The sequence below is a fragment of the Streptomyces sp. BR1 genome (assembly GCF_052373795.1).
Classification (GTDB): domain Bacteria; phylum Actinomycetota; class Actinomycetes; order Streptomycetales; family Streptomycetaceae; genus Streptomyces.
The window spans coordinates 4,837,494-4,860,972 of the sequence record NZ_CM126252.1; the positions used below are offsets into that span (position 1 = coordinate 4,837,494).

The 23,479-nt window shown below is 71.1% G+C and carries 19 protein-coding genes; 15 read left to right on the forward strand and 4 right to left on the reverse strand.

Features of this window, described 5'->3' with window-relative positions:
- Positions 1-54 precede the first annotated feature (54 nt).
- Positions 55-1,881, reverse strand: coding sequence for a hypothetical protein (locus ACT1U9_RS20970; protein WP_444534219.1), 1,827 nt, complete (start codon positions 1,879-1,881; stop codon positions 55-57).
- 330 nt (positions 1,882-2,211) lie between these two features.
- Between ACT1U9_RS20970 and rplU the strand changes: the two genes are divergently transcribed.
- The 4 genes from rplU to ACT1U9_RS20990 all read left to right on the forward strand — a co-directional run bounded on the left by rplU (position 2,212) and on the right by ACT1U9_RS20990 (position 6,336).
- Complete coding sequence (gene rplU, locus ACT1U9_RS20975) at positions 2,212-2,532, forward strand: 50S ribosomal protein L21 (RefSeq protein WP_114036861.1); 321 nt, start codon at positions 2,212-2,214, stop codon at positions 2,530-2,532.
- A 14-nt stretch (positions 2,533-2,546) separates the two neighbouring features.
- Positions 2,547-2,801, forward strand: coding sequence for a 50S ribosomal protein L27 (gene rpmA / locus ACT1U9_RS20980; protein WP_049715810.1), 255 nt, complete (start codon positions 2,547-2,549; stop codon positions 2,799-2,801).
- Between the two features lie 141 nt (positions 2,802-2,942).
- A complete protein-coding gene (gene obgE, locus ACT1U9_RS20985; protein ID WP_444534220.1) occupies positions 2,943-4,382 on the forward strand; it encodes a GTPase ObgE in 1,440 nt (479 codons plus the stop codon).
- 217 nt (positions 4,383-4,599) lie between these two features.
- On the forward strand, positions 4,600-6,336 hold the full coding sequence (locus ACT1U9_RS20990) for a stealth family protein (protein WP_444534221.1): 1,737 nt from the start codon (positions 4,600-4,602) through the stop codon (positions 6,334-6,336).
- Positions 6,337-6,454: 118 nt separating this feature from the next.
- Here the strand turns inward: ACT1U9_RS20990 and ACT1U9_RS20995 are convergent, their stop codons facing one another.
- On the reverse strand, positions 6,455-9,271 hold the full coding sequence (locus ACT1U9_RS20995; RefSeq protein WP_444534222.1) for a stealth conserved region 3 domain-containing protein: 2,817 nt from the start codon (positions 9,269-9,271) through the stop codon (positions 6,455-6,457).
- Positions 9,268-10,278, reverse strand: a complete 1,011-nt coding sequence (locus ACT1U9_RS21000) for a hypothetical protein (protein WP_444534223.1) — start codon at positions 10,276-10,278, stop codon at positions 9,268-9,270. Before ACT1U9_RS21000 ends, ACT1U9_RS20995 begins: the two co-directional genes overlap by 4 nt.
- 218 nt (positions 10,279-10,496) lie before the next feature.
- Here ACT1U9_RS21000 and ACT1U9_RS21005 point away from each other — a divergent pair, with 218 nt between their 5' ends.
- The 7 genes from ACT1U9_RS21005 (at position 10,497) to ACT1U9_RS21035 (ending at position 19,095) form a co-directional block, all read left to right on the forward strand.
- Entirely contained in the window at positions 10,497-12,638 is a 2,142-nt protein-coding gene (locus ACT1U9_RS21005; RefSeq protein WP_444534224.1) for a PIG-L family deacetylase, read from the forward strand.
- Positions 12,639-12,820: 182 nt separating this feature from the next.
- Entirely contained in the window at positions 12,821-13,795 is a 975-nt protein-coding gene (galE, locus tag ACT1U9_RS21010) for a UDP-glucose 4-epimerase GalE (protein WP_444534225.1), read from the forward strand.
- Positions 13,796-13,930: 135 nt separating this feature from the next.
- Positions 13,931-15,058 carry a glutamate 5-kinase gene (proB, locus tag ACT1U9_RS21015; protein ID WP_444534226.1) on the forward strand — a complete coding sequence of 376 codons (1,128 nt, stop codon included), beginning with the start codon at positions 13,931-13,933 and terminating at the stop codon, positions 15,056-15,058.
- A 149-nt stretch (positions 15,059-15,207) separates the two neighbouring features.
- The gene (locus ACT1U9_RS21020) at positions 15,208-15,693 is read left to right on the forward strand and encodes a hypothetical protein (RefSeq protein WP_444534227.1); all 486 of its coding nucleotides are present in this window, start codon (positions 15,208-15,210) and stop codon (positions 15,691-15,693) included.
- A 121-nt stretch (positions 15,694-15,814) separates the two neighbouring features.
- Positions 15,815-17,098: a glutamate-5-semialdehyde dehydrogenase gene (locus ACT1U9_RS21025; protein ID WP_444534228.1), complete on the forward strand. Its 1,284-nt coding sequence runs from the start codon at positions 15,815-15,817 to the stop codon at positions 17,096-17,098.
- An 89-nt stretch (positions 17,099-17,187) separates the two neighbouring features.
- Positions 17,188-17,832: an SCO2584 family spore wall biosynthesis protein gene (locus tag ACT1U9_RS21030; protein ID WP_444534229.1), complete on the forward strand. Its 645-nt coding sequence runs from the start codon at positions 17,188-17,190 to the stop codon at positions 17,830-17,832.
- 189 nt (positions 17,833-18,021) lie between these two features.
- A complete protein-coding gene (locus ACT1U9_RS21035) occupies positions 18,022-19,095 on the forward strand; it encodes an SCO2583 family membrane protein (protein WP_444534230.1) in 1,074 nt (357 codons plus the stop codon).
- A 7-nt stretch (positions 19,096-19,102) separates the two neighbouring features.
- On the opposite strand, the gene ACT1U9_RS21040 is transcribed toward ACT1U9_RS21035, so the two are convergent.
- Positions 19,103-20,311 (reverse strand): M48 family metallopeptidase, encoded by a 1,209-nt coding sequence (locus ACT1U9_RS21040; RefSeq protein WP_444534231.1) that lies wholly within the window; start codon positions 20,309-20,311, stop codon positions 19,103-19,105.
- A 109-nt stretch (positions 20,312-20,420) separates the two neighbouring features.
- Here ACT1U9_RS21040 and ACT1U9_RS21045 point away from each other — a divergent pair, with 109 nt between their 5' ends.
- From ACT1U9_RS21045 to ACT1U9_RS21060, 4 genes are all read left to right on the forward strand, one after another.
- On the forward strand, positions 20,421-20,654 hold the full coding sequence (locus ACT1U9_RS21045) for a hypothetical protein (RefSeq protein ID WP_444539321.1): 234 nt from the start codon (positions 20,421-20,423) through the stop codon (positions 20,652-20,654).
- Positions 20,655-20,860: 206 nt separating this feature from the next.
- The gene (locus ACT1U9_RS21050; RefSeq protein ID WP_188278063.1) at positions 20,861-21,022 is read left to right on the forward strand and encodes a hypothetical protein; all 162 of its coding nucleotides are present in this window, start codon (positions 20,861-20,863) and stop codon (positions 21,020-21,022) included.
- Between the two features lie 50 nt (positions 21,023-21,072).
- On the forward strand, positions 21,073-21,693 hold the full coding sequence (gene nadD, locus ACT1U9_RS21055; RefSeq protein ID WP_361430041.1) for a nicotinate-nucleotide adenylyltransferase: 621 nt from the start codon (positions 21,073-21,075) through the stop codon (positions 21,691-21,693).
- 14 nt (positions 21,694-21,707) lie between these two features.
- Positions 21,708-23,429, forward strand: a complete 1,722-nt coding sequence (locus ACT1U9_RS21060) for an LCP family protein (RefSeq protein WP_444534232.1) — start codon at positions 21,708-21,710, stop codon at positions 23,427-23,429.
- Positions 23,430-23,479 lie beyond the last annotated feature (50 nt).

Genomic DNA, 23,479 nt, shown 5'->3' on the forward strand with positions numbered 1-23,479 from the left:
GGCGAAGGCCCGGCCCCGGGATTCCGGGGCCGGGCCTTCGGCGTTCGCCGCGCGTTACGAGCGTCGGCCGCGCCAAGCCGTACGCAGCTGGCTCATCAGGTACAGGGACGCCAGAGTCGGGATTGTGGCGCGGTACGGGTCTGGCGTCGTCCAGGCGTACGCCGACGCCGGGAGCAGGATTGTCAGGGCCGCCAGGCGCAGGCGCCACCAGCGGCGGGGGCGGGGGATCGGGAGGGTCGGGGTGCCCAGGTCCGTGGACATGGAGTCGCGGATGCCGCGCAACACGCCCCGGCGGGCCAGGAGTTGGGCGCCCGGGGTGGTGCGCAGGACCTCGTCGCGCTCGCCGAAGCCGGGCGGCAGCGGCGGCAGGCCGAGCGCGGCCAGGACGTCGGCCTGGCGGCGGGCGGGGGAGTCCGCACCCCGCAGCAGCGTCACCAGCGGCCGCGCGTCCGGGACCGAGAACGCCGCCGCGAGGGCCTGCGCGGTCGCGGCTGCCGCCGTGTGGTCGGTGACCGGGGCCGCCGGGTCCCACTGGTGCGCGGCGGTCTCCCTGCCCTTCTGCAGCAGCGTGAGCCCGTACCGCGACTCGGTGCGGCGCAGCACCAGCGCGGGCCACTTCTCGCCCGTGGTGAAGCTGTCGGCCGCCGCCGTGAGCCGGTCGTCCCCGGCCAGCGCCGCACGCCGCCCGGGCGAGGGGTCCCAAGCGAGCTCCACGTAACTCATCCCCGTCCGCGCGGGCGCGATCCGCAGCGAGACGCCGCACATCAGCGCGGCCTCGGCGACCTGGTGCGGCGGGGCCGCGGCTATCGCCAGCGAGCGCAGCGCGGAGCTCGCGGGCTGTGTGGCGCCGAGGGGCCGGGCGGCGGGCCGCCGGGGCCGGGAGAAGAACGGCGTACGCGAGGCGAGCTGCATCCGTACGCCCGAGCGCAGCTCCACGAACTCGGTGCGCGGCTCGCCCAGGTACGCCCATGGATACGTCCGCGCCCGCACCCCGATCGCCCGGAACACATCGAGCGCCTCGGCCCAGCGCTCGTGCAGGATCAGCATCAGGACGAGGTGGTTGCGGAAGTCCGCGGCCTCCGGGTCGCCCGGCTCGTACCAGGTGGACAGCTCCAGGGCCCGTTCCACCGCCGCGTCGATGCGGGGGCGCTCGATCGGGCTCTGGCGGGCCGGATCGTCCGAGGCCACCACGTACTCGACGGCCGCGAGCAGCGGCAGCGCGTGCAGCTTGGAGCCGGGCAGCGCGCTCTCGGCGGCCCGCTCGGCGAACGCGAACATCTCGCCGTGCGAGCCGTACCACTTCTCCGAGAGGTACTGCAGGGCCGCCGCGTGGCAGCCGTAGTGGTGCGGGGAGCGGGCGGTGGCCTCGGCCCAGTACGCGTCGAACACCTCGCGGGAGGCCTGGCTGCCCCGGGCGTGGGTGAGCGCGATCTGCCACGGCACCGGGTCGGTCGGGTTGAGCCGGGCGGCGGCGGAGGCCACCGGCACGGCGTCGCCGAGCAGCGCGAAGAACGCCTGGAACCGCTCGGGCCCCACGTCCTTGGCCCGTGCCGCGCTGCGCACCTCCCACGCCTGGTGGACGCAGAGCTCGGCCTTGACCAGCACCGCGTCGGGGTCCTCGGGCGACTCGGTGAGCCAGGCGTCCAGCCAGTGCGGGCTGTGCAGGGCGGCCGCGGCGAGCTGGGTCACATACGTGCTGCGGCGCTCCCACTCGGCGCCCAGGCGGGTTCCGGCGAGCAGGGCGGCGGCGGGGCCGCGGTCCCCGGCGTGCACGGCGGCCAGCGCGTCGCGCATCGGGCCGTCCGGGGCGTCCAGCGTGACGGCCTCGTCGGGCGGCAGGTCCGCGCCCACGGACGAGCCGTGGCGGAGCATGCGGGGCATGGAGAGCAGCGAACGCAAGGACACGAGTGTTCATTGAATCAGGAAGGGCCGCGCGGGTTACCACGGGTCCGCCGCCCGTCCCTTGTCCTGCGGCCCCCGCCGCACCCCCTCCTTCCCTCCGCCGCACCCCGGTTTGACCCCTCGCGGCCACCCCCGTAACCTTGACCCTCGGCGTGTTTCCATGCGCGCCCGCCTCTGAGCACCTTCCTCCCGGGTCCTGTTCGCGCAGGAACGGGGAGAGGCCGCTCGTCCACTCCGGATCATCACGGGCCCCGCCCGTGTGAGCGGCTGGCTTCAGAGGTATCGGTTCCGAGCGAGAGAGAGATCCGCGTGTACGCCATCGTGCGCAGCGGTGGTCGCCAGCACAAGGTTGCTGTCGGCGACATCGTTGAGGTTGACAAGATTTCCACTGCCAAGGTTGGCGACACGGTCGAGCTCTCGACCCTGCTCGTTGTCGACGGCGACGCTGTCACCAGCGACCCGTGGGTGCTGGCCGGCATCAAGGTCACGGCCGAGGTCGTGGACCACCACAAGGGTGCCAAGATCGACATCCTTCGGTACAAGAACAAGACCGGTTACCGCCGTCGCCAGGGCCACCGCCAGCAGTACACGGCGATCAAGGTCACCGGCATCCCCACGGCTGCGAAGTAAGGGACTGAGGAGACATGGCACACAAGAAGGGCGCATCGTCCACCCGGAACGGTCGCGACTCCAACGCTCAGCGGCTCGGTGTGAAGCGCTTCGGCGGTCAGACCGTCAACGCCGGTGAGATCCTGGTCCGCCAGCGTGGCACCCACTTCCACCCGGGCGCCGGTGTCGGCCGCGGTGGCGACGACACGCTGTTCGCCCTGCAGGCCGGCGCGGTGCAGTTCGGCACCCACCGTGGCCGCAAGGTCGTGAACATCGTTCCGGTCGCCTGACCGGTTCTCTCGCTGAGGCGGACCTCACTTCCCGTACGGATGCCGTACGGGAAGCGGGTCCGCCTTTCGCGTGTTACAGAAGAGACATTCCCGTACTCCCCCAACCTTCGGCCGGGGGGGACCCCCAGGAGGCAAGTAACCATGACCACCTTCGTGGACCGCGTCGAGCTGCACGTCGCCGCGGGTAACGGAGGCCACGGCTGCGCCTCCGTACACCGGGAGAAGTTCAAGCCGCTCGGCGGCCCCGACGGCGGCAACGGCGGCCGTGGCGGCGATGTCATCCTGGTCGTCGACCAGTCGGTGACCACGCTCCTCGACTACCACCACAGCCCGCACCGCAAGGCCACCAACGGTGCGCCCGGCGAAGGCGGCAACCGGTCCGGCAAGGACGGCCAGGACCTGGTCCTGCCGGTCCCGGACGGCACCGTCGTCCTCGACAAGGACGGCAACGTGCTCGCCGACCTGGTCGGCCACGGCACCACGTTCATCGCGGGCCAGGGCGGCCGCGGGGGCCTCGGCAACGCGGCGCTCGCCTCCGCCCGGCGCAAGGCCCCCGGCTTCGCGCTGCTCGGCGAGCCGGGCGAGGCCCGTGACGTGGTCATGGAGCTCAAGACCGTCGCCGACGTGGCCCTGGTCGGCTACCCGAGCGCGGGCAAGTCCTCCCTCATCTCCGTCCTCTCCGCCGCCAAGCCGAAGATCGCGGACTACCCGTTCACGACGCTGGTCCCGAACCTCGGCGTGGTGACCGCGGGCTCCACCGTCTACACCATCGCGGACGTCCCCGGCCTCATCCCGGGCGCCAGCCAGGGCAAGGGCCTGGGCCTTGAGTTCCTGCGGCACGTCGAGCGCTGCTCGGTGCTCGTGCACGTGCTGGACACAGCGACGCTGGAGTCCGACCGAGACCCCGTCTCCGACCTCGACGTCATCGAGGCCGAGCTCGCGCAGTACGGCGGCCTCGACGACCGGCCCCGCATCGTCGTCCTCAACAAGATCGACATCCCGGACGGCCAGGACCTCGCGGAGATGATCCGCGGGGAGCTCGAAGAGCGCGGCTACAAGGTCTTCGAGGTCTCCGCGGTCGCCCGTACGGGTCTGAAGGAGCTGTCCTTCGCGCTCGCCGAGATCGTGGCCCAGGCGCGCGCCGCCAAGCCCGTCCAGGAGGCCACCCGCATCGTGATCCGCCCCAAGGCGGTCGACGACGCGGGCTTCACGGTCACCTACGACGAGGCCGCCGAGGTCTACCGGGTGCGCGGCGAGAAGCCGGAGCGCTGGGTGCGCCAGACGGACTTCAACAACGACGAGGCCGTCGGCTACCTCGCCGACCGCCTCAACCGCCTCGGCGTCGAGGACAAGCTGATGAAGGCCGGTGCCCGCGCGGGCGACGGCGTCGCCATCGGCTCCGAGGAGAACGCGGTCGTCTTCGACTGGGAGCCGACGATGATGGCGGGCGCGGAGATGCTCGGCCGCCGTGGCGAGGACCACCGCCTGGAGGCCCCCCGTCCCGCCGCCCAGCGCCGCCGCGACCGCGAGGCGGAGCGCGACGAGGCCCAGCAGGAGTTCGACGAGTTCAACCCGTTCTAGCCGGTTCGCTCGGTTCGGCTGCGGAACAGGTTGCTCAAGGGGCGCGGGGAACTGCGCGAGCAACCCGGCACGGGCCGCAGCCGAATCAACCGCCGGAGGCTTTCGGGAAGGGGGCGGGGCGGGGAAAACCCGGCGTCCCGCCGCCAAAACCCCGGCGGCATACTGGACACGTTCAGCAAACGTACGATGTCCACCGAACGTCAAGGAGCAGCCCCCCGTGCGTAATCCCGAGGCACCGAGACTGCTGGGGGTCTACCGGCGAGCCGTGCCCGAGAGCGTCCGCAAGGCGATCGTCTCGCAGGTAGACGCCGACATGCGGCGCCGCGTGAAGATGCGCATCGCGGGCGGCGCGGCCGTCGCCGAGAAGATGCGGGCCGCCCGCGTCACCAAGCGCTACCAGAGCCTCGCCGCCGGGGCCGACCGCGCGGTCGTGCACGTCGGCAAGGACCCCAAGGTCGCCCTCGTCACCCCCGGGGTCACCCCGCTCCAGGCGCGCCGCGCCAACCTCGACACCGTGCTGCGCGCCCTGCACGCCGCCGGTCTCGACCACTTCTGCGTACGCGGCCGCTCCGACACCGCCGCAGCAGTCGCCGTCCGCGAGGGCGACCGCACCGCAGTGCTGAAGGTGCTCGAAGCGCTCTGCGGCGACCAGCCCGGCTACGTCACCCACGTCAAGGGCAACAACCCGGTCCCCGAGACCTCCCTGCCGGGGTACGAGGACGCCACCTGGAAGCGGTTCAAGAGCGCCGGGACCGTCCGCGTCACCTGGTACCGCACGGACCCCACGCACCGCCTCGTCCTCGGCAACAACTACGGCTGCGACGTCGAGTTCTGGCACGAGGAGGACGGTGAGCTGGTGCCGCCGCGCGTCGGCAAGCTCGCCGAGAGCCTGCACGCCGAGGGGCCCGCCGCCGTCGTCTCCGAGGCGTACTTCACCCACCTCGCCCCGCGCGAGGCCCCGGACGCGGCCCAGGTGCGCACACGCGCCGAGTTCGCCATCCACCCCACCGACGAGATCACCTTCCCGATCGACGTCGTCTACACCTGGGTGAACGGCGCCGACCCCGCCTGGCTGCGCCGCCGCGCCCAGTTCGCGGGCGAGACCTACCACGCCGAGTCCGCCAACGCCGCGCGCTATCTGAGCCGCGACGAGCTGCGCTACTCGCTGCGCTCGCTGCACATGTACGCGCCCTGGGTACGCAACGTCTACCTCGTCACCGACGACCAGACCCCCGACTGGCTGGACACCACGCAGCCCGGCATCAAGGTCGTCAGCCACAAGGAGATCTTCCGCGACCCGGGCCTGCTGCCCACCTTCAACTCGCACGCCATCGAGAGCCAGCTCCACCACATCGAGGGCCTCGCCGAGCACTTCCTGTACTTCAACGACGACGTGATGCTCGGCAACGAGGTCACCCCGCAGGACTTCTTCCTCTCCAGCGGCCTCACCAAGTTCTTCCCGTCGCCCGCGCTCGTGCCGCTGGGCGCACGCAGCCCCGAGGACCCGCCGGTCGCGGCCGCCGGAAAGAACAACCGCCGTCTCATCGAGGAGCGGTACGGGGCGGTGGTCGTGCAGAAGATGAAGCACATGCCGCACCCGCTGCGCCGCAGCCTGCTCACCGAGATCGAGACGGAGTTCGAGCCGGAGTACCGCTACACCGAGGCGAGCCGGTTCCGCTCCGAGGACGACATCTCCATCTCCTCCTCGCTGCACCACTACTACGCGTACCACACGCAGCGCGCTCTGCCCTCCGAACTTCCGTACACCTACCTGGACTTGACGCACCCGTGGACCGAGACGCGGCTCGGCCGGCTGCTCGCCAACCGGGACAAGACGGTGTTCTGCGTCAACGACACGGTCTCCACGGAGTCGGACGTGCATGAGCAGAAGGACCTGATCACGCCGTTCCTGGACGCGTACTTCCCGGTCCCGAGCCCGTTCGAGAAGAAGTAGCAGACGTAAAGAGACAAGGGGCTCGGCCCGGACCATCTGGTCCGGGCCGAGCCCCTTACTCGTATGCGATGTATCCGACGCGACAGGCGCGACAGGCGCGACAGGCGCGACAGGCGCGTCAGTCGCGCTCGAACCGCGACTTGACCGGGAAGTACGCGCTCAGGAACGCCCGCAGTACGCGGTCCTGCTCCTCCACCGACACCTCCGCGTCGGCCGATTCGCCGATGCAGAACACGTCGTGGCCGCGCTCGGCCAGCAGCCGGGTCAGCACCGTGTGGTGCTCGTAGTTGCCCACGTTGATGTAGCTGCAGGAGATCGCCGACGGCACCGAGCTGCCGACCAGGTAGCCGTAGTGGTGGTGCAGCGACGACGTGATCGACAGGTCCGAGTTGGCGCGGAACGGGTTGGCGGCGGTGCGGCCCACCTCGTCCGGGAACTTGTCCTCGATCTCGCTCAGCACACTGCGGCGCAGCGGGTGCGGCGCGTGCAGGAAGCTGGTCGTCGCGGTCCGCCCGAACGCCTGCTCAAGCAGGGCCCGGTTGTTCTTCGCGGCCGCGAAGTAGCCCTCGTCGTCCGCGGACGGCTCGGTCGGCGGCACGGCGGTCGGCGAGCGGAAGAACTTCGCCACGCCGTTGCTCAGGAAGAACGACGACGGGTTGAGCGGACGGCCGATGAACACATCGTCGTTGAGGTACAGGAAGTGCTCGGCCAGGCCCTCGATGTGGTGCAGCTGGCTCTCGATGGCGTGCGAGTTGAACGTCGGCAGCCACGCCGCGTCCTTGAAGATCTCGCGGTGGCTGACCACCTTGATGCCGGGCTGCGTGGTGTCCAGCCAGTCCGGGGTCTGGTCGTCGGTCACCAGGTAGATGGTGCGCACCCAGGGCGCGAACATCTCCAACGAGCGCAGCGAGTACCGCAGTTCGTCGCGGTTGCGGAACCGGACGTCGCCGCTGTCGGCGTCGTTGGTCGGCATGTCGTGGGCGCGGCGCACCGTGTCGCGGCGCTGCTGCCACGCCGGGTCGGTGTCGTCGACCCAGGTGTAGACGACGTCGACGGGGTAGTCCACGTCCCACATCAGCTGCTTGGTGAACTGCGCGAGCGTCGGGTAGTCGCGCTCGCCGACCCGCAGCTTGGCGGTGGCCTGGAGGTTCGGCAGCCGGCGTCCGAGCAGGGTGGTCAGACGCGGGGTCTCGCGCCAGCCGTCCTCCTCCGACTCGGCCCAGAACTCCAGGCTGCAGCCGTAGGCGGGCCCGTAACGAAGCGTGCGGCTCTCGGAGGTGACCGGCTTGAAGACGCGCAGCCCGGCGACCTCGCCGACCTCGCGCAGCCGCTCGGCGAGCACCGCGCCCGGCGCCGCGCCGCGCGGGGTGACCAGCTCGGCGTAGACGGGCTTGCCGTGCAGGGCGGTCGCCATCGCCTCCATCACCTGGCGGCGCTGCTCGACGGGCACGGCGACGCGGTGGGCGACACCGGCGTCGTGGCGCAGCAGGATGTACGGGATCCCCGCGTCCTCCAGGACCTTGGCGGTGATCTCCAGGTTGATCTGCGCCATGGCCGGGCCCGACAGGTCGTCGCGCTGCTCGGCGAGACGGCCGGCGGAACGGATCAGGGTCCGGTCCTGGGCCTGGAGCATGACCTCGCGGGCTTTTTGCTCGTCCGCCGAGTTCGCCATGTGCGAGACGGGGGCGGCGACGCTGAAGCTGCGGGTGCCGCCGGCGGCGATGCGCATCGCCGTGCGGTCGGCGCGCTGCGCCAGGCGCTCGGGGCTGTCGCGGCGGGCCACCAGCTTGGCGAACAGCTGCTCCCAGCGGGCGGTGATCTCCTCGCCGCCGAAGCGCTCGTAGACACCCTTGCGGGCGGCCTTGCCGAACTCGTGACGGGTCTCGTCCTCGCCCATCAGGCGCGCCATGGCGGCCGACAGCGAGTCGATGTCGCCGGGCGGCACAAGCAGGCCGTCGACGTCGTGGCGGATGATCTCGGCGGGCCCGGTGACGATGTCGTACGCGATGACCGGCACGCCGGCCGCGAACATCTCCAGGAGCACCAGCGGGAAGGCCTCGTTGCGCGAGGGCAGCAGGCAGACGCTGGCCTTGGCCCACTCCTGCTCCATCTGCGAGGAGCGGCCGACCAGTTCGATGCGCGAGTGCATGCCCAGGCCCTCGACGAGGCGGCGCAGACGCACCTCCTGCGGGCCGTCGCCGAAGATCCGCAGCTGCCAGTCCGGGAAGTCGGCGGCGATCCGCTGGAAGGCGTGGATGGCGTGGTCCAGCTGCTTCTCCGGGGTCATCCGGGCAGCCAGGACGATCGTCTTGGACTCCAGGTCGGCGCGCGGGCGGTAGCCGTCGGGCACCGCGTTGGGGATCGCGGCGAGCTCGGGGGCCGCGTCGCGCAGCGAGTCGGAGAACCAGTCGTTGGTGCGCTCGGTCAGCGACACCAGCGCGTCGATGCGCGGGCCGTAGACCAGGAGCGGCTCACCGGAGACGCCGCGCAGCTGGGAGGCGCGGTGCTCCTGGTGCACGGTGATCACCCGGGCGGGGGCGAGCTCGGCGGCCGCCGCCATCAGCGCCGGGGTCGTGGTGACCAGGACGTCGGAGTCGAGGGAGCCGAGAGCGGCCGTCATCTCGATGTCCGAGAGCCGGTCGAAGGTGGACTCCCAGGACGGCTTGATCAGCTCGCTGGGCAGCGACTCAAGGGTGCGGCAGGTGTTCTCGTCCAGCGTGCTGGTGCGCACCGGGCGGCCGTACGCTTCCGTCCTGTCCACCAGGTAGCGCCGCTTGACCTGCTGGGCGGCCGCGAAGAACGGCTCCGGACGGGTCTTGAAGACGCTCAGCACCTCGACGTCGTGCCGGGGAGCGAGATGGATCGCCTGGGTGTAGGCGGCCATCTCGGTGCCGCCCATCTCGTCGCCCCAGGTGAGCAGAAACGTGATCTTCATGCAACTTCCTCTGCGCCACGGGGGGCGGTTCCGAATCCGGTACAGGACACGGCGAACACGCCGGCCGGGGTGACATAGGCATGCACCCGCGCGAGCGCACCGTTGTCGAGAGCGACGATACGGAACGGTGTCCGGTAGACCTGCTTGGGGTAACGCACATCGGTCAGCCGACGGGTGATCTTCAGCCGGTTTCCGCCGGTCTTCAGATGCATGTCCCAGGTGCGGGTGGTGCGGCCCTGCGACATCTCGGCGAGCGGCACGTCGAAGGTGAAGCGGTCGCCGTCCCACTCGACGGGGGCCGTGACCGACTTGCTGCTGCGCCGCAGCACCGCCTCCGCCGCGTACTCCGACACCGGGGCGCGGCCCGCGATGAGGCGGCCGTGCACCACGACCCGGTCCCAGCGCAATTCGAACGAGGTCAGCTCGGCGTGGTGGCGCGGCCCGCGCACGCTCAGCATGGAGCGGCCGTCGACCGAGCGGACCGGGCGGAAGACCGCGCCGCTGGTCGGCGAGGGCGACGTCGACAGGGTCGGGCCGTCCAGCGAGTCGGAAGAGGCGGAAGGGGCCGAGGAGATCTTCGCCCGCAGCTCACGGCCGTCACTCCCGGTGACCACGACCTCCATGCGCCAGGTGCCGGTCGAAAGGAGAGGACCGCGCACGGCGGTCTCCGACGGATCGTCGTGGCGCAGCGGGGAGGTGGCCGTCAGAAGGAGAGTTCCATCACTCTGCGGCTCCTGCTCAAGGTCGACGTGCACGACCCGGCGACCGCGGGAGAACTCCAGGTGAGCCGCGCTGATGGCCTCGGGACGGCGCGGGAAGGCCACCGCGAAGTTGAGGGTGCGTCCACCGGAGACCGAGAAGTGCACCGCCTGGAGCAGCGGCCGCGGCTTGACGCCGTCGATGGCCGGTACGGTATGCATCTGCTCGACACGACGGCGCATACGTACTGCCGCGCGGCGCGCCCGCTTGGCGGCGCCCACCGCATAGGGCAGCAGTGAGTCACTCACGGTGAACCTAGCTCTCGTCTGGGCTAATGGTCAGCGTTGCATGCTGCCAAGATTGCGTAAGATCGGCAAGTTGCTTCGTAATTCTATCGATGCATCACGATTGCTTCATCGAGTGGAACCCAAACGAAGTTTCCTCCCTCTCCTCGGATGGCGGTCTGCTTGATCGCAGATGAACGTGAAGCGGGGAGTGGGAGAAGGACATGGGACGCTGGTCGAACATGGGACGCCAAGTGACGTCCCGGCGTACCGTGCTGGCCTCGATGGCGGGGGTAGTCGCCGCCGGCGCGATCGCCGGATGCGACAGTTCCCACCCGTCGGCGAGAGGCGCGGCGGTCACCAGTCAACCACCGAAGCCGGTCTCGCTGCTGCCGGTCGACCGCCGCAGCAGCTTCGACGCCCCCGGCAAGCCGCTCGCCATGGCGATCCTGGCGCACCCGGACGACGACCTGTTCTTCATGAACCCGGACACGCTCCACACGATCGAGCGGGGCGTCCCCGTCGTCTCCGTGTACGTCACCGGCGGCGGCTCCTACGGCGTCAACCAGGCACCCGGCGAGCCCAAGGCCCGCCCCGACGTGCCCGCCTACGTCTCCGCGCGCCAGCAGGGCCTGCGCCAGGCGTACGCCCGGATGCTCGGCGCGACCCTGTTCACACCCTGGAACCGCACCGTCGTCAAGCTGCCCGGCGGACGCGCCGCCGAGCTCAACGTGCTGGAGTACAACGGCCGTCGCGCCGAGCTGATCTTCCTCGGCGTCCGCATGCACGAGAAGACGGGCCGAGGCTCGGTCGGCATGACCCAGCTGTGGAACACCCCCGGCGTCGTCCTGCGCACCCAGCCGACCCCCGAGTCCACGGTCCAGGAGAACTACACCTACAGCCGCGACGACCTCACCGAGACGCTGCTGTTCCTGATGCGCAAGTACCGGCCCACGCTGGTGCGCACCCTCGACCCGGACCCCGACGCCCAGGTCCACGACAAGCTCCACCCGCGCGGCAGCGACCAGGTCGGCTACTCCGACCACCCCGACCACACCGCCGTCGCCCTGTTCACCTGGCGCGCGCTCGCCCAGTGGGGCCAGGGCACCTCCGAGGGCTCGCGCACCCCCGGCTTCCTCACCGAGGCCTACCGCGGCTACTACAACCAGCGCTGGCCCTACAACCTGCCGGGCGACACCGTCCACCAGAAGACCGAGTACCTCAACGACTACGGCGGCGCCTCCAGCTGGCAGTGCGGCAACGCCTCGGGCTGCGGCGACTACTCGGTCGGCCTCAACGGCGTCCTCAAGTCCAAGAAGGGCTGGGTCCGCTCCACCCACCGGCGCTACCCGACCGCCGGACCCAAGGTCGTACTCGACAAGGACGGCCGGATGACCGCGTACGCCGTGCTCGGCACCCGCGCCGCGCGCTGGCGCGAGTCCGGCCCCTACAGCGGCGGCTGGGGCGCGGCCGAGGACCTCGGCGGCGGCCCCCTCGCCCCCGCGCTCAGCGCGGTCGCCGCGGCCGACGGCCGCCACCTCGTGTTCGGCCTGCGCTTCACCAGCATGGGATTGAGCGACCCGGACGACACCCGCGAGATAGTCCTCCTCCAGCAGAAGACGCCCGGCGGCGCCTTCGAGGACCGCTGGATCAGCCTCGGCAACCCCGAGACCGACGCCCGGCGCACCCGCCTCACCGGCCCGCCCACCGCCGTCGCCGCCCCCGACGGCACCGTGCACGTCTTCGTGCGCAACGCCGCCAAGGGCATCAGCACCCGCGTCCGCGACAAGCAGGGCAAGTGGTCGCCGTGGCAGAAGCTGCCCGGCGGCGGCCAGATCCAGGAAGGCGTCAGCGCCACCGTCGACGGCGACGGCCGCGTCCACGTCTTCGGCTCCGCCTTCGGCTGGGTCGAGCACTGGACCCAGAAGGACGCGGGCGGCGCCCTGGTGCGCGGCGCCCGCAACCTGCGCACCCGACCCGGCGACTCGCCGAACGTGGCCACCGCCAAGGACGGCACCGTGCTGCTCGCCTACCCCAAGCCCTCCAGCGACCAGATCAACGTGTCCCAGCTGCGCGGCGGCGAGGCCGGCCGCTGGACCGACCTGCCCGACCAGAAGGTCACCGGCTACGGCCCGGTCGCCCTCGTCGACGGCCAGGACCTCGCCACCGGCGGCGTCGTGCTCGGCGCCCGCTCCGGCACCGGCGCGGTCGAGTACCTCGACAGCGGCAAGCAAGTCACCCTCCACGGCGACGCGTCCACGGGCCTGATGGTCGGCGCCCCGGCCGTCGTCCAGGGAGCGGGCCAAGGTGTCGCCGTCGTCACCCTCGGCCTCAACACCGCCCCCGCGGTGACCAGGGTCCCGCCGCGCGCGGGCACCGTCTGACCGACACACCGTCCGCCCCGCACCGCCGGGGCGGACCGGGAGCGAACAGGGGCGTGCGGGATTCCCGTACGCCTCGTTCGCGCGCCCGCGTTACCCGCCCGCGCAGCCGACAACACCCGTCGCGTACGTACGAAAAGTCACACGCGGCCGGAGCGCCGGAGGTCACCTCCTAGACTGTCCGTATGACTTGGATGATCACAGGCGGTGCCGGTTACATCGGATCTCACGTGGTGAAGGCCCTCGTCGACGGCGGTGACCAGGTCGTCGTCCTCGACGACCTCAGCACCGGAGACCCGGCCCGGCTGCCCGAAGGCGTCCACCTGGAGCGCGGCTCCGTCCTCGACCGGGACGTCCTCGACCGCGTCCTGCGCGAGTACGACGTGGACGGCGTCATCCACATCGCCGGCAAGAAGCAGGTCGGCGAGTCCGTGGAGCGGCCGCTGCACTACTACCACGAGAACGTCGAAGGACTGCGGGTCGTCCTGGAAGCCGCCGCCGACGCGGGAGTCGGCCGCTTCCTGTTCTCCTCCTCCGCCGCCGTCTACGGCATGCCCGACGTCGACCTCGTCACCGAGCAGACCGAATGCCTGCCCATGAGCCCGTACGGCGAGACCAAGCTCGCCGGCGAATGGCTCGTCAGCGCCGTCGGCAAGGCCCACGGCATGGCCACCGCGTCGCTGCGCTACTTCAACGTGGCCGGCGCCGCCAGCGCCGAACTCGGCGACCCCGGCATCTTCAACCTCGTCCCGATGGTCTTCGAGCGGCTCACCGACGGCAAGGCGCCGCTGATCTTCGGCGACGACTACCCGACCCCCGACGGCACCTGCGTACGCGACTACATCCACGTCGAGGACATCGCCTCCGCGCACGTCGCCGCCGCCCACCGCCTCGCCCAGGACCCGAGCGCCGCGCTCATCCTCAACATCGGCCGCGGCGAAGGCGTTTCGGTCGCCGAGATGATCGAGATCATCCGCGACGTGACCGGCATCACCGAGCCCGCCCCCGAGACCGCCCCGCGCCGCGCCGGCGACCCGGCCCGCGTCGTCGCCTCCGGCGAGCTCATCACCAAGGAACTCGACTGGGCGGCCCGCCGCGACATCCGCGAGATGGTCACCTCCGCCTGGGAGGGCTGGCTGCTGCGCCACCCGCGCGGCTGACCTCCCACGAGGGGTCCCGCCGCTCGCGGGACCCCTCCAGCAGACCCCGGACCCCTCCGGCCGCCCCGCGCCCGGACCGTCCAGCGATCGGAATAGCCGCGCGCCCGCCGCGCGGCCTGGCATAGATTCGCCGGTGTGACAGTGGCAAGGCAGTTCGTGACCCAGGCCCGCAGGATCGTCGTCAAGGTGGGCTCGTCCTCCCTCACCACCGCCTCCGGCGGCCTCGACGCCGACCGCGTCGACGCACTCGTCGACGTCCTCGCCAAAGCCCGCAGCGGCGGCGAGAAGGAGATAGTGCTCGTCTCCTCCGGCGCCATCGCCGCCGGACTCGCGCCACTGGGCCTGCGCCGCCGCCCCAAGGACCTCGCCCGCCAGCAGGCCGCCGCCAGCGTCGGCCAGGGCCTCCTCGTCGCCCGCTACACCGCCTCCTTCGCCCGATACGGCGTACGCGTCGGACAAGTCCTGCTCACCAGCGACGACACCAGCCGCCGCGCCCACTACCGCAACGCCTACCGCACCCTCGACCAGCTCCTCGCCATGGGCGCCCTGCCCGTCGTCAACGAGAACGACACCGTCGCCACCGACGAGATCCGCTTCGGCGACAACGACCGCCTCGCCGCCCTCGTCGCCCACCTCGTCCGCGCCGACCTCCTCGTCCTGCTCTCCGACGTCGACGGCCTCTACGACGGCGACCCCAGCACCCCCGGCACCACCCGCATCGCCGACGTCCACGGCCCCGACGACATCGCCCACGTACAGATCGGCAGCGCCGGCAAAGCAGGCGTCGGCACCGGCGGCATGGTCACCAAGGTCGAAGCCGCCCGCATCGCCGCCGCCGCGGGCGTCCCCGTCGTCCTCACCTCCGCCAGCCACGCCGCCGACGCCCTCGCCGGACGCGACACCGGCACCTGCTTCCACCCCACCGGCCGCCGCTCCGCCGACCGCCTCCTGTGGCTCGCCCACGCCTCCACCCCGCAGGGCCACCTCGTCCTCGACGACGGAGCCGTACGCGCCGTCGTCGAACGCCACTCCTCGCTGCTGCCCGCCGGAATCGCCGCCGTGGAAGGCGAGTTCAGCGCCGGAGACCCCGTCGAACTGCGCGACACCGCAGGACACGCCGTCGCCCGGGGCCTGGTCAACTTCGACGCCAAGGAGATCCCCCAGCTGCTCGGCCGCTCCACCCGCGAACTCGCCAAGGAACTCGGCCCCGAGTACGAGCGTGAAGTCGTACACAGGGACGATCTGGTCGTGCTGCACCCCTGAAACGGCTGAAAGTCCAGCCTTCGGCCGGACACCTTCACGAAAACCGCCCCGCGCGCCGCCCCGGGCTGGTCAACTTTGTTGCTGGGTACTCGCGGGGGGTGACTTCGCGGGGGTACTACATCGCATCACAGCATCACAGGAGGCCGCCGGTGAGACGAGCGCGCCCGGGGGCGGCGCCCCGAGTCGGGGGAACCCACGCCCGCAGGGCCGTGGGCGAGGACGGGCGGACCCTGACCAGCGTGGGCACGGGGGCCGACATCACGCAGACCGAGGAGCGGGAACAGCCCGGGGACACCCCCAGGCTCTGGCACATCACCCTCAGCGTCTCCGGCGCCGAGGCCCCGCTCAAAGAGGTCCGGCGCGGCCTCGAACAACTCGCCCACGACCACCCGTTCTTACTGACCAGCAGATACGCGGGCGACCACGCCGAGATCCGCTACTGGGAAGAGGCCCGCGACCTCCACGACGCGGCCGCCGTCGCCCTGCGCCTGTGGGGCGAACACCGCTCCACCGCCAAACTCCCGCCCTGGGAGATCGTCGGCCTGGAGGTCATCGACCGCGAGACCTACCACCAGCGCCTCGCCGAGGGCTACGGCCCGCCACCGGCCGCACCCGTCGGAGTCCACCCCTTTTGAGAGCACCGCTCCCTCCGGGACCAGGCCACCGGTGCCCATCGCGCGACCACACCGTGAGAGACCCGTCTCGGACAGTGGAATACCGACGGAACGCCCACGCCGGGAGCATTACCCTGCGTGCATGAGCGCGCAATCCCCGAACGAGAACATGTCCCCGGTCCTCCAGGCCGCCCACCGGGCCCGCACGGCCGCCGCCGAAATCGCGCCATTGCCGCGCGCGGCCAAGGACGACGCGCTCCAGGCGATCGCCGACGCCCTCGAAGCCCGCACCCAGGAGATCGTCGAGGCCAACGCCCTCGACATCACCAAGGCCCGCGAGGCCGGGACCAGCGAGACCGTCATCGACCGCCTCACCCTCACCCCCGACCGCGTCCGCGCCATCGCGAGTGACGTACGGGACGTCGCCGCCCTGCCCGACCCCGTCGGCGAAGTCGTCCGCGGCTCCACCCTGCCCAACGGCATCGACCTGCGCCAGGTCAGGGTCCCCCTCGGCGTCGTCGGCATCATCTACGAAGCACGGCCGAATGTGACCGTCGACGCCGCCGCCCTCTGCCTCAAGTCCGGCAACGCCGTCCTGCTGCGCGGCTCGTCCTCCGCGTACGAGTCCAACACCGCCCTCGTACGCGTCCTGCGCGACGCTGTCGCCGGCGCGGGCCTGCCCGCCGACGCCATCCAGCTCGTACCCGGCGAATCCCGCGACTCCGTACAGGAGTTGATGCGCGCCCGCGGCCTCGTCGACGTCCTCATCCCGCGCGGCGGCGCCTCCCTCATCCGCACCGTCGTCGAACAGTCCACCGTCCCCGTCATCGAGACCGGCACCGGCAACTGCCATGTGTACGTGGACGCCCAGGCCGACCTCGACATGGCCGTCGACATCCTCATCAACTCCAAGGCGTCGCGGCCCTCCGTCTGCAACGCCGCCGAGACGCTCCTCGTCCACCGCGACATCGCCGACGCCTTCCTGCCGCGCGCCCTCGACGCGCTCGCCGACGCCGGAGTCAGCGTCCACGCCGACGAACGGGTCCTCGCCTACGCCGAGGCGACCAAGGCGACCGTCGTCCCCGCCACCGCCGAGGACTGGGAGACCGAGTACCTCTCGTACGACATCGCGGCCGCCGTCGTCGACTCCCTCGACGCGGCCGTCGCGCACATCCGGCAGTGGACCTCCGGCCACACCGAGGCGATCGTCACCACCTCCCAGGCCGCGGCCCGCCGCTTCACCCAGTTGGTCGATTCCACCACCGTCGCCGTGAACGCCTCCACCCGCTTCACCGACGGCGGCCAGTTCGGCTTCGGCGCCGAGATCGGCATCTCCACCCAGAAACTCCACGCCCGCGGGCCCATGGGCCTGCCCGAACTGACGTCGACGAAGTACATCGTCACGGGGGACGGGCACATCCGGTAGGGGTCTGGTCGGTGGATCCGACGGCTCCCGAGGGGGAGAGTTCGGACACTCCCTGCCCAAAACGACCGCGCCGGGGCTACGCTGAACCCGTGCCGGACGACGTGGGGGGCAGGCCGTTCCCGGACGGCTGGGAGCCCGACGACGACCGCGGGGGCGCGGACGACGCATTCGCCTCCGTGGTCTTCGACGAGGACTTCGTACGGGCCGCCGAGATCCATGAACCGAGCGCCGTGGAACGGCTGTTGGCCGCGGCCCAGGCGCGCGCCGAGGCCGACGCGGCAAGAGCCCGCGCGGGCTCCGGAGCGGACGACGACTTCACCTACCCGGCCCGCGACCCGGACGCGTTCGGCCCCGCCTTCCCCGGCGGCGCCGAAGCAGGTCCCTACGGGCCGCACGGCGGCGCCCTGCGCCCCTACCGCGGCCGCTCCCGCTGGCACCGTCCGGTCGCCTGGCTGCTCGCCCTGATCATGGGCGTCGGCATGATCGCCCTGGCCTTCGCCGCCGTCTACCGGGGTGCCTCCGCCGGCCATGACGACCCGGCTCCGCTGCCGACCACCAGCAACGTGGACAAGCCGGACGGCAAACCCGGGCTGCCGATCCCGGCCGCCGTGGGGCCGACGGCCTCGGCCGACTACTCGGCACCGGCCGCGCCGGCGGCACCAGCTGCGCGTGCGGCTTCGGCCGTGCCGCCGGCGGCTGTACCGACGGCTTCGGCTGTGCCTCGGACGCCTTGATCGGGGTGCTTGATCGGGGTGGGGGCTCCCCCCCGCCCCCTCCCCCCAACCCCACCCCCACCCCGACACCCGCTCCACCAGGCTTCTGACGGCTCTCTGACGCCCCTCTGACCGAGTGGTCGAGAACCCGCCAGAACTTGTCGCGTACCAGCGCGTTTACGGGCCCCTCCGGCGACCTACCCTGAAGGTATGGCAGGGCGTGGAGAGCCACCCGAGGGGACACCGGAGGGTCTCCCCGGCGGAGGTGAGGACGAGTACCGATCCGTCGTCTTCGACGAATCGTTCGTCCGGGCTGCCCGCCTGCAGGAATTCTCCGCACAGGAACGGATGCGTGAGCACGCGCGTGCGGTGCGCAGCCGCTCCAGCTGGTCCTTCAAGCCCTTCACCAAGCAGATAGTCGCGCTGGTCGTCCTCCTCTTCGTCGCTTTCGGTACCGCTGTGTACATGGGCCTGCGCCACCCGTATCAGCCCGGAGGCGGCAGCGTCGCCGCCGAGCCGCTGCGCATGACCGTCATACCCCTGGCGCCCCAAGGCGCCGTTCCCGGCATCGACGCCGCCCAGCTCTTCGACCACAGCCCGGCCGCCCAGTTCCGCACCGGCGCCGAGGGCATCAACCTCCCGGCCGTCCGCAGGACCTCCCACTTCTCCGAGAGCCAGATCATCGCCGGTGTCACCACCGCCAAGGAGTATCTGGTCCAGTCCTCTCTCGACCCCCAGGTCCTCACCGGCAAGTCCGTGCACCAGGTGCGGGCGCTGCTCGACCCGGAGCTGCTGGCCCAGTTCGACCAGAGCATCGACAACCCCGCCGACGACGGCCGCCACGCGGCCACCGGCTGGCTGGTGCGCTTCGATCCGGCCAAAGTGGCGCTGGCCGACACCGAGGTACGGGTGCAGGGCACCTTCCACTACGCCGAGTCCAGCCGGGACACCCTGGACGTGACGTCCGACCACACCTTCACGTACGCCCTGCGCCCGGCCGCGACCGGTTCGGCCAAGGCGGCCTCGCTCTTCACCGTCCGCCGCGAGCTGCACTTCCGCTTCGACCGCGACGACCTGCGGCTGCACCGGGCGGAGCTCCAGGTCAGCTATGTGGAGGCCGGACCGCAGGCGTGCTCGGCCGATGTCTCCGCGCAGCTGCGGCCGCTGCTGGCGGGGGAGCGGACCAACACGGTCGGCCCGGCGGGAACCGACCCGTACGCGACCGGTCCCGCCACCGCCGCCCTCTGCGGCACCCTCGCCACCAGCGCCCAGCCGACGCCCTAGAGAGTCCTCAGCCCTTGCCGCCGCCGTTGCCACCGGTGGTGCCGCCGTCGCCGTCCTTCGGCTCGTCGTGCGGCCCGTCGCCGTCCGCCGCGCCGGAGGGGCGGTCCGTGCCCGGCGAGCCGTCCACCGGTCCGTCCGCAGGCCCGTCCGTCGGCCGGTCCGACGTACCGGAGTCCGACGTACGTGAGCCGGAGCCCGCGCCCGTGAACTTGCCGTACAGCTTGCCGCCCAGGTCCGCCGTGCCGCCGGCTATGTCGCCGACCAGCTTCATCAGCGGATCCTTGCTCGTCCGTACCGCATCGGCGTACGACGCGGCGGACTCGCGGAACGAGTCGGTGACCGAGGTGTCCTTGTCCTCCTCGCGGCGCGGGTAGTGACCGTCCATGATCCGCTGGTAGTCGCGGGTCGCGGCCCACTTCTTCAGCTCGGCCGCGCGCACCGTGGTGAACGGGTGCGAGCGGGGCAGCACGTTCAGGATCTTCAGGACCGAGTCGCGCAGGTCGCCGCCCGCCTCGTACTCCTCGGCCTGCTCCAGGAACGCGTCCACGTTCATCTCGTGCAGGTGGTTGCCACCGGCTATCTTCATCAGGCCCCGCATCGAGGCCTGGAGGTCCTGGCCGACGAGCAGTCCGGCGCGGTCCGCCGACAGCTCCGACTTGCGGAACCACTCCCGCAGCGCCGTCACGATCGCCATGACCGCCACGTTGCCCAGCGGAATCCAGGCGATCTTCAGCGCCAGGTTGGTGAGGAAGAGCAGGATCGTGCGGTAGACGGAGTGACCGGACAGCGCGTGGCCCACCTCGTGGCCGACGACCGCGCGCATCTCCTCCTCGTCGAGCAGCTCCACGAGGCCCGTGGTGACGACGATGATGGGCTCGTCGAGGCCGATGCACATCGCGTTGGGCTGGGGGTCCTGGGTCACGTACATCGGCGGGACCTTCTCCAGGTCCAGGATGTAACAGGCGTCCCGCAGCATGGCGTTGAGGTGCGCGAACTGGGCGTCGCTGACCCGCACCGAGTCGGAGAGGAAGAGCAGGCGCAGGCTGCGCTCCGGAAGGAGACCGCTGAGCGCCTTGAAGACGGTGTCGAACCCGCTGAGCTTGCGCAGCGCGACCAGCGCCGAGCGGTCCGCGGGATGTTCGTAGGCCCGGGAGGAGATCCCGGGGAAGCGGCGGCGCTGCCTGCTCGGCACGCTGTCCTGAAGGTCTTCGGTCATTGGTGTCCCCCTGCCTGAGAGTCTCGGCTCGTCCCCCTGACGACATCCACACTAGGCGGTGGGGCTACCGTGTGACGGGGGCCTGTGGATAACCAAGGAGAGACCTGCCATGTCGGACGCCGTGACGCTGCTCGCCGCCGCCTCCGACCAGCAAGGACCCGGCAATGTGCTGCGGATCGTGCTGGTCGTGACCATCCTCGGCGCGGCCGGCCTCGCCTGGCTGCTGCTGCGCGGCTACCGCTCGACCGGCGACGAGGAGACGAGCGAGCCGACGACGGCCGGGCCCGCCGTCGAGCGGGCGAAGGACGACCGGTCCGCCGCGGAGAACGCCACCCGGGACTGACCCCGGCTCACCCCGGGTACCCCGTCGGGAACGACGCCCGGCTCACCGCACGTACCGCGCCGCGAGCGCCGCTCGGGACCGACTCAGTCCCGGCCGCGAACCCCCGCCCGGGACTGAACGGCTGAGTCGGCGTGAGCGTGCCCGGGCCGCCCGCATACGATGAGCCCGAAGTCTCCGCTCCGACTCCCGGATAGGTCCTGCTGACGATGAGCCTCCACAGCACCGCCGCCAACCTGGTCTCCCTCGCCGAGGGCACCGAGCACGGTGGCAACCACGAAAGCCTCAGCCCGTACGTCACCGGTGGCGGCGCCCTGGTCGCGCTGCTGCTCCTGCTGTGGATCACCACGCGCTTCAACCGCGACCGCTGACGCGACCGCCGAGGCGGGGCGTTTCCACCGGGCCAGTAGGCTCTGCACGCATGGGAGAGCAGGAAGTGCCTACCGGTCCGGTCAAGCGGCGCATCGGCGTGATGGGCGGAACGTTTGACCCGATCCACCACGGACACCTGGTGGCCGCCAGCGAGGTGGCCTCTCAGTTCCATCTGGACGAGGTCGTGTTCGTACCGACGGGGCAGCCGTGGCAGAAGAGCCACAAGCATGTCTCCGCCGCCGAGGACCGGTATCTGATGACGGTCATCGCGACCGCGTCCAACCCGCAGTTCTCGGTGAGCCGCATCGACATCGACCGCGGCGGGGCGACGTACACCGTCGACACCCTGCGGGATCTGCGCGCGCTCAACAACGACGCGGACCTCTTCTTCATCACGGGCGCCGACGCCCTCTCCCAGATCCTCACCACCTGGCGCGACGTGGACGAGCTGTTCTCGCTCGCCCACTTCATCGGGGTGACCCGTCCCGGCCATCTGCTCACCGACGACGGTCTGCCCGAGGGCGGGGTGTCGCTGGTGGAGGTGCCCGCGCTGGCGATCTCGTCGACGGACTGCCGGGCGAGGGTCGCGCAGGGCGATCCGGTCTGGTATCTGGTTCCGGACGGTGTGGTGCGCTACATCGACAAGCGCCAGCTGTACCGCGGCGAGTGAGAGAAGGGCACCCGGTGAACGACCGACAGGACCCGCACGACCCGTATGCACCACAGGTGCAACTTGTCGGTTATGACGAGTACGGCCAGCCGGTGTACCAGCAAGTGCCGCAGCAGGCTTCGTACGACCCGTACGCCCAGAATCAGCAGAACCAGCAGTCCCAGCAGACTCAGCAGACTCAGCAGCAGGGCGGTTACGGGTACGACCCGTACGCCCAGCAGCAGCCTTCTTACGGATACGACCCGTACGGCCAGTCCGCCCAGCCCTCCGTGCCGCAGCAGCAACAGGGCTACGGCTACGACAGCACCCAGCAGTGGAGCCAGCAGCAGGCCCCGGCGCAGCAGCAGCCGACGGCCGCCGAGACGGCCGCGCAGGCCCCGGTCCAGGCCCAGGTGCAGGCCCCTGTCCAGGAGGCCGCGCCGGAGGCGGTGGCCGAGCAGGTGCCAATCCTGCCGCAGCAGCGCAAGGACGAACGCGGCCCCGGCACCGAGCAGTTCGCGTTCATCGAGGAGCCCGACGAGGACTCCGAAGACGTCATCGACTGGCTGAAGTTCACCGAGAGCCGCAGTGAGCGGCGCGAGGAGGCGCGGCGCCGCGGCCGCAACCGCATCGTCGCGCTGATCGTGGTGCTGGCCCTCGCGGCGGTCGGCGGCGTCGGCTACCTGTGGTCGGTCGGCAAGCTGCCCGGCCTGTCGTCGTCCTCCGGCTCCAAGACTCCGGCGGCCGCGGTCGGGGCGCAGAAGCGCGACGTGATCGTCGTCCATCTGCACAACACCCAGAAGGGCGGCACCTCCACGGCGCTGCTCGTGAACAACGCGACCACCAAGCAGGGCACCACCGTCCTGCTGCCCAACTCGCTCGCCGTCTCCAATGACGACGGCACCCGCACCACGCTGGGCAAGTCCGTCGACGGCGACGGCGCCCAGGGCACGCGCGAGGCGATCGGCACCCTGCTCGGCACCAAGATCACCGGAACCTGGCGCCTGGATACGCCTTACCTGGAGAACCTGGTCGACCTGGTCGGCAACGTCGACATCAGCACCGATACCGATGTGCCGAGCACCAAGGCGGGCGCGGATCCGGTGGTGAAGAAGGGCGACGACCAGACGCTGACCGGGCAGATGGCCGTCGCGTACGCCACCTACAAGGGGCCCGGCGAGGCCGACGCCAAGCAGTTGCAGCGGTTCGGGCAGGTCATGTACGGCGTGCTGCGCAAGATCTCGGACGACCCCAAGGCCGCGACGATCACCGTGCAGACCCTCGCGCAGATCCTCGACCCCTCACTGCCGGAGTCGGACCTGGGCGCCTCGCTGGCCAAGCTCGCCGAGCACGCCAAGATCGGCGCGTACAAGACGGCGCTCCTGCCGGTACAGGCCGACGGCACGCTCAGCGCGCAGGCGAGCAACAGCGTGGTCAAGGACATCCTGGGCGGCACGGTCTCGGCTCCCGACAAGGGCGCGGCGGTCCGGGTCGGCGTGGCCAACGGCAGCGGCAACGCCAAGGCGGCCGACAAGGCCCGGGTCGATCTGGTCAACGGCGGCTACGCCTTCATCGACGCGGGCAGCGCGAGCACCCAGTCGACGTCCACCGTCACCTACGGTGACGTGGGGCAGAAGGCGAAGGCCGAAGAGGTCGCCAAGACGCTGGGTCTGCCGGCCGGTGCGGTCAAGCAGGGCAAGGCCGCGGCGAACGCGGACGTCACCGTGGTACTGGGCAAGGATTACAAGGTCAAGTAATCCTTTCGGGGCTGTCGGCGGTCCGTGAGATCCTGGAGAACGATCTGAAT

Excerpts from the sequence above, each read along its gene's own strand:
- ACT1U9_RS20970 (WP_444534219.1), bottom strand. The coding sequence starts at position 1,881 with ATGCCCCGCATGCTCCGCCACGGCTCGTCCGTGGGCGCGGACCTGCCG.
- rpmA (WP_049715810.1), top strand. The coding sequence starts at position 2,547 with ATGGCACACAAGAAGGGCGCATCGTCCACCCGGAACGGTCGCGACTCC.
- obgE (WP_444534220.1), top strand. The coding sequence starts at position 2,943 with ATGACCACCTTCGTGGACCGCGTCGAGCTGCACGTCGCCGCGGGTAAC.
- ACT1U9_RS20995 (WP_444534222.1), bottom strand. The coding sequence starts at position 9,271 with ATGAAGATCACGTTTCTGCTCACCTGGGGCGACGAGATGGGCGGCACC.
- ACT1U9_RS21005 (WP_444534224.1), top strand. The coding sequence starts at position 10,497 with ATGGGACGCCAAGTGACGTCCCGGCGTACCGTGCTGGCCTCGATGGCG.
- galE (WP_444534225.1), top strand. The coding sequence starts at position 12,821 with ATGACTTGGATGATCACAGGCGGTGCCGGTTACATCGGATCTCACGTG.
- ACT1U9_RS21025 (WP_444534228.1), top strand. The coding sequence starts at position 15,815 with ATGAGCGCGCAATCCCCGAACGAGAACATGTCCCCGGTCCTCCAGGCC.
- ACT1U9_RS21035 (WP_444534230.1), top strand. The coding sequence starts at position 18,022 with ATGGCAGGGCGTGGAGAGCCACCCGAGGGGACACCGGAGGGTCTCCCC.
- ACT1U9_RS21040 (WP_444534231.1), bottom strand. The coding sequence starts at position 20,311 with ATGACCGAAGACCTTCAGGACAGCGTGCCGAGCAGGCAGCGCCGCCGC.
- ACT1U9_RS21045 (WP_444539321.1), top strand. The coding sequence starts at position 20,421 with ATGTCGGACGCCGTGACGCTGCTCGCCGCCGCCTCCGACCAGCAAGGA.
- ACT1U9_RS21050 (WP_188278063.1), top strand. The coding sequence starts at position 20,861 with ATGAGCCTCCACAGCACCGCCGCCAACCTGGTCTCCCTCGCCGAGGGC.
- nadD (WP_361430041.1), top strand. The coding sequence starts at position 21,073 with ATGGGAGAGCAGGAAGTGCCTACCGGTCCGGTCAAGCGGCGCATCGGC.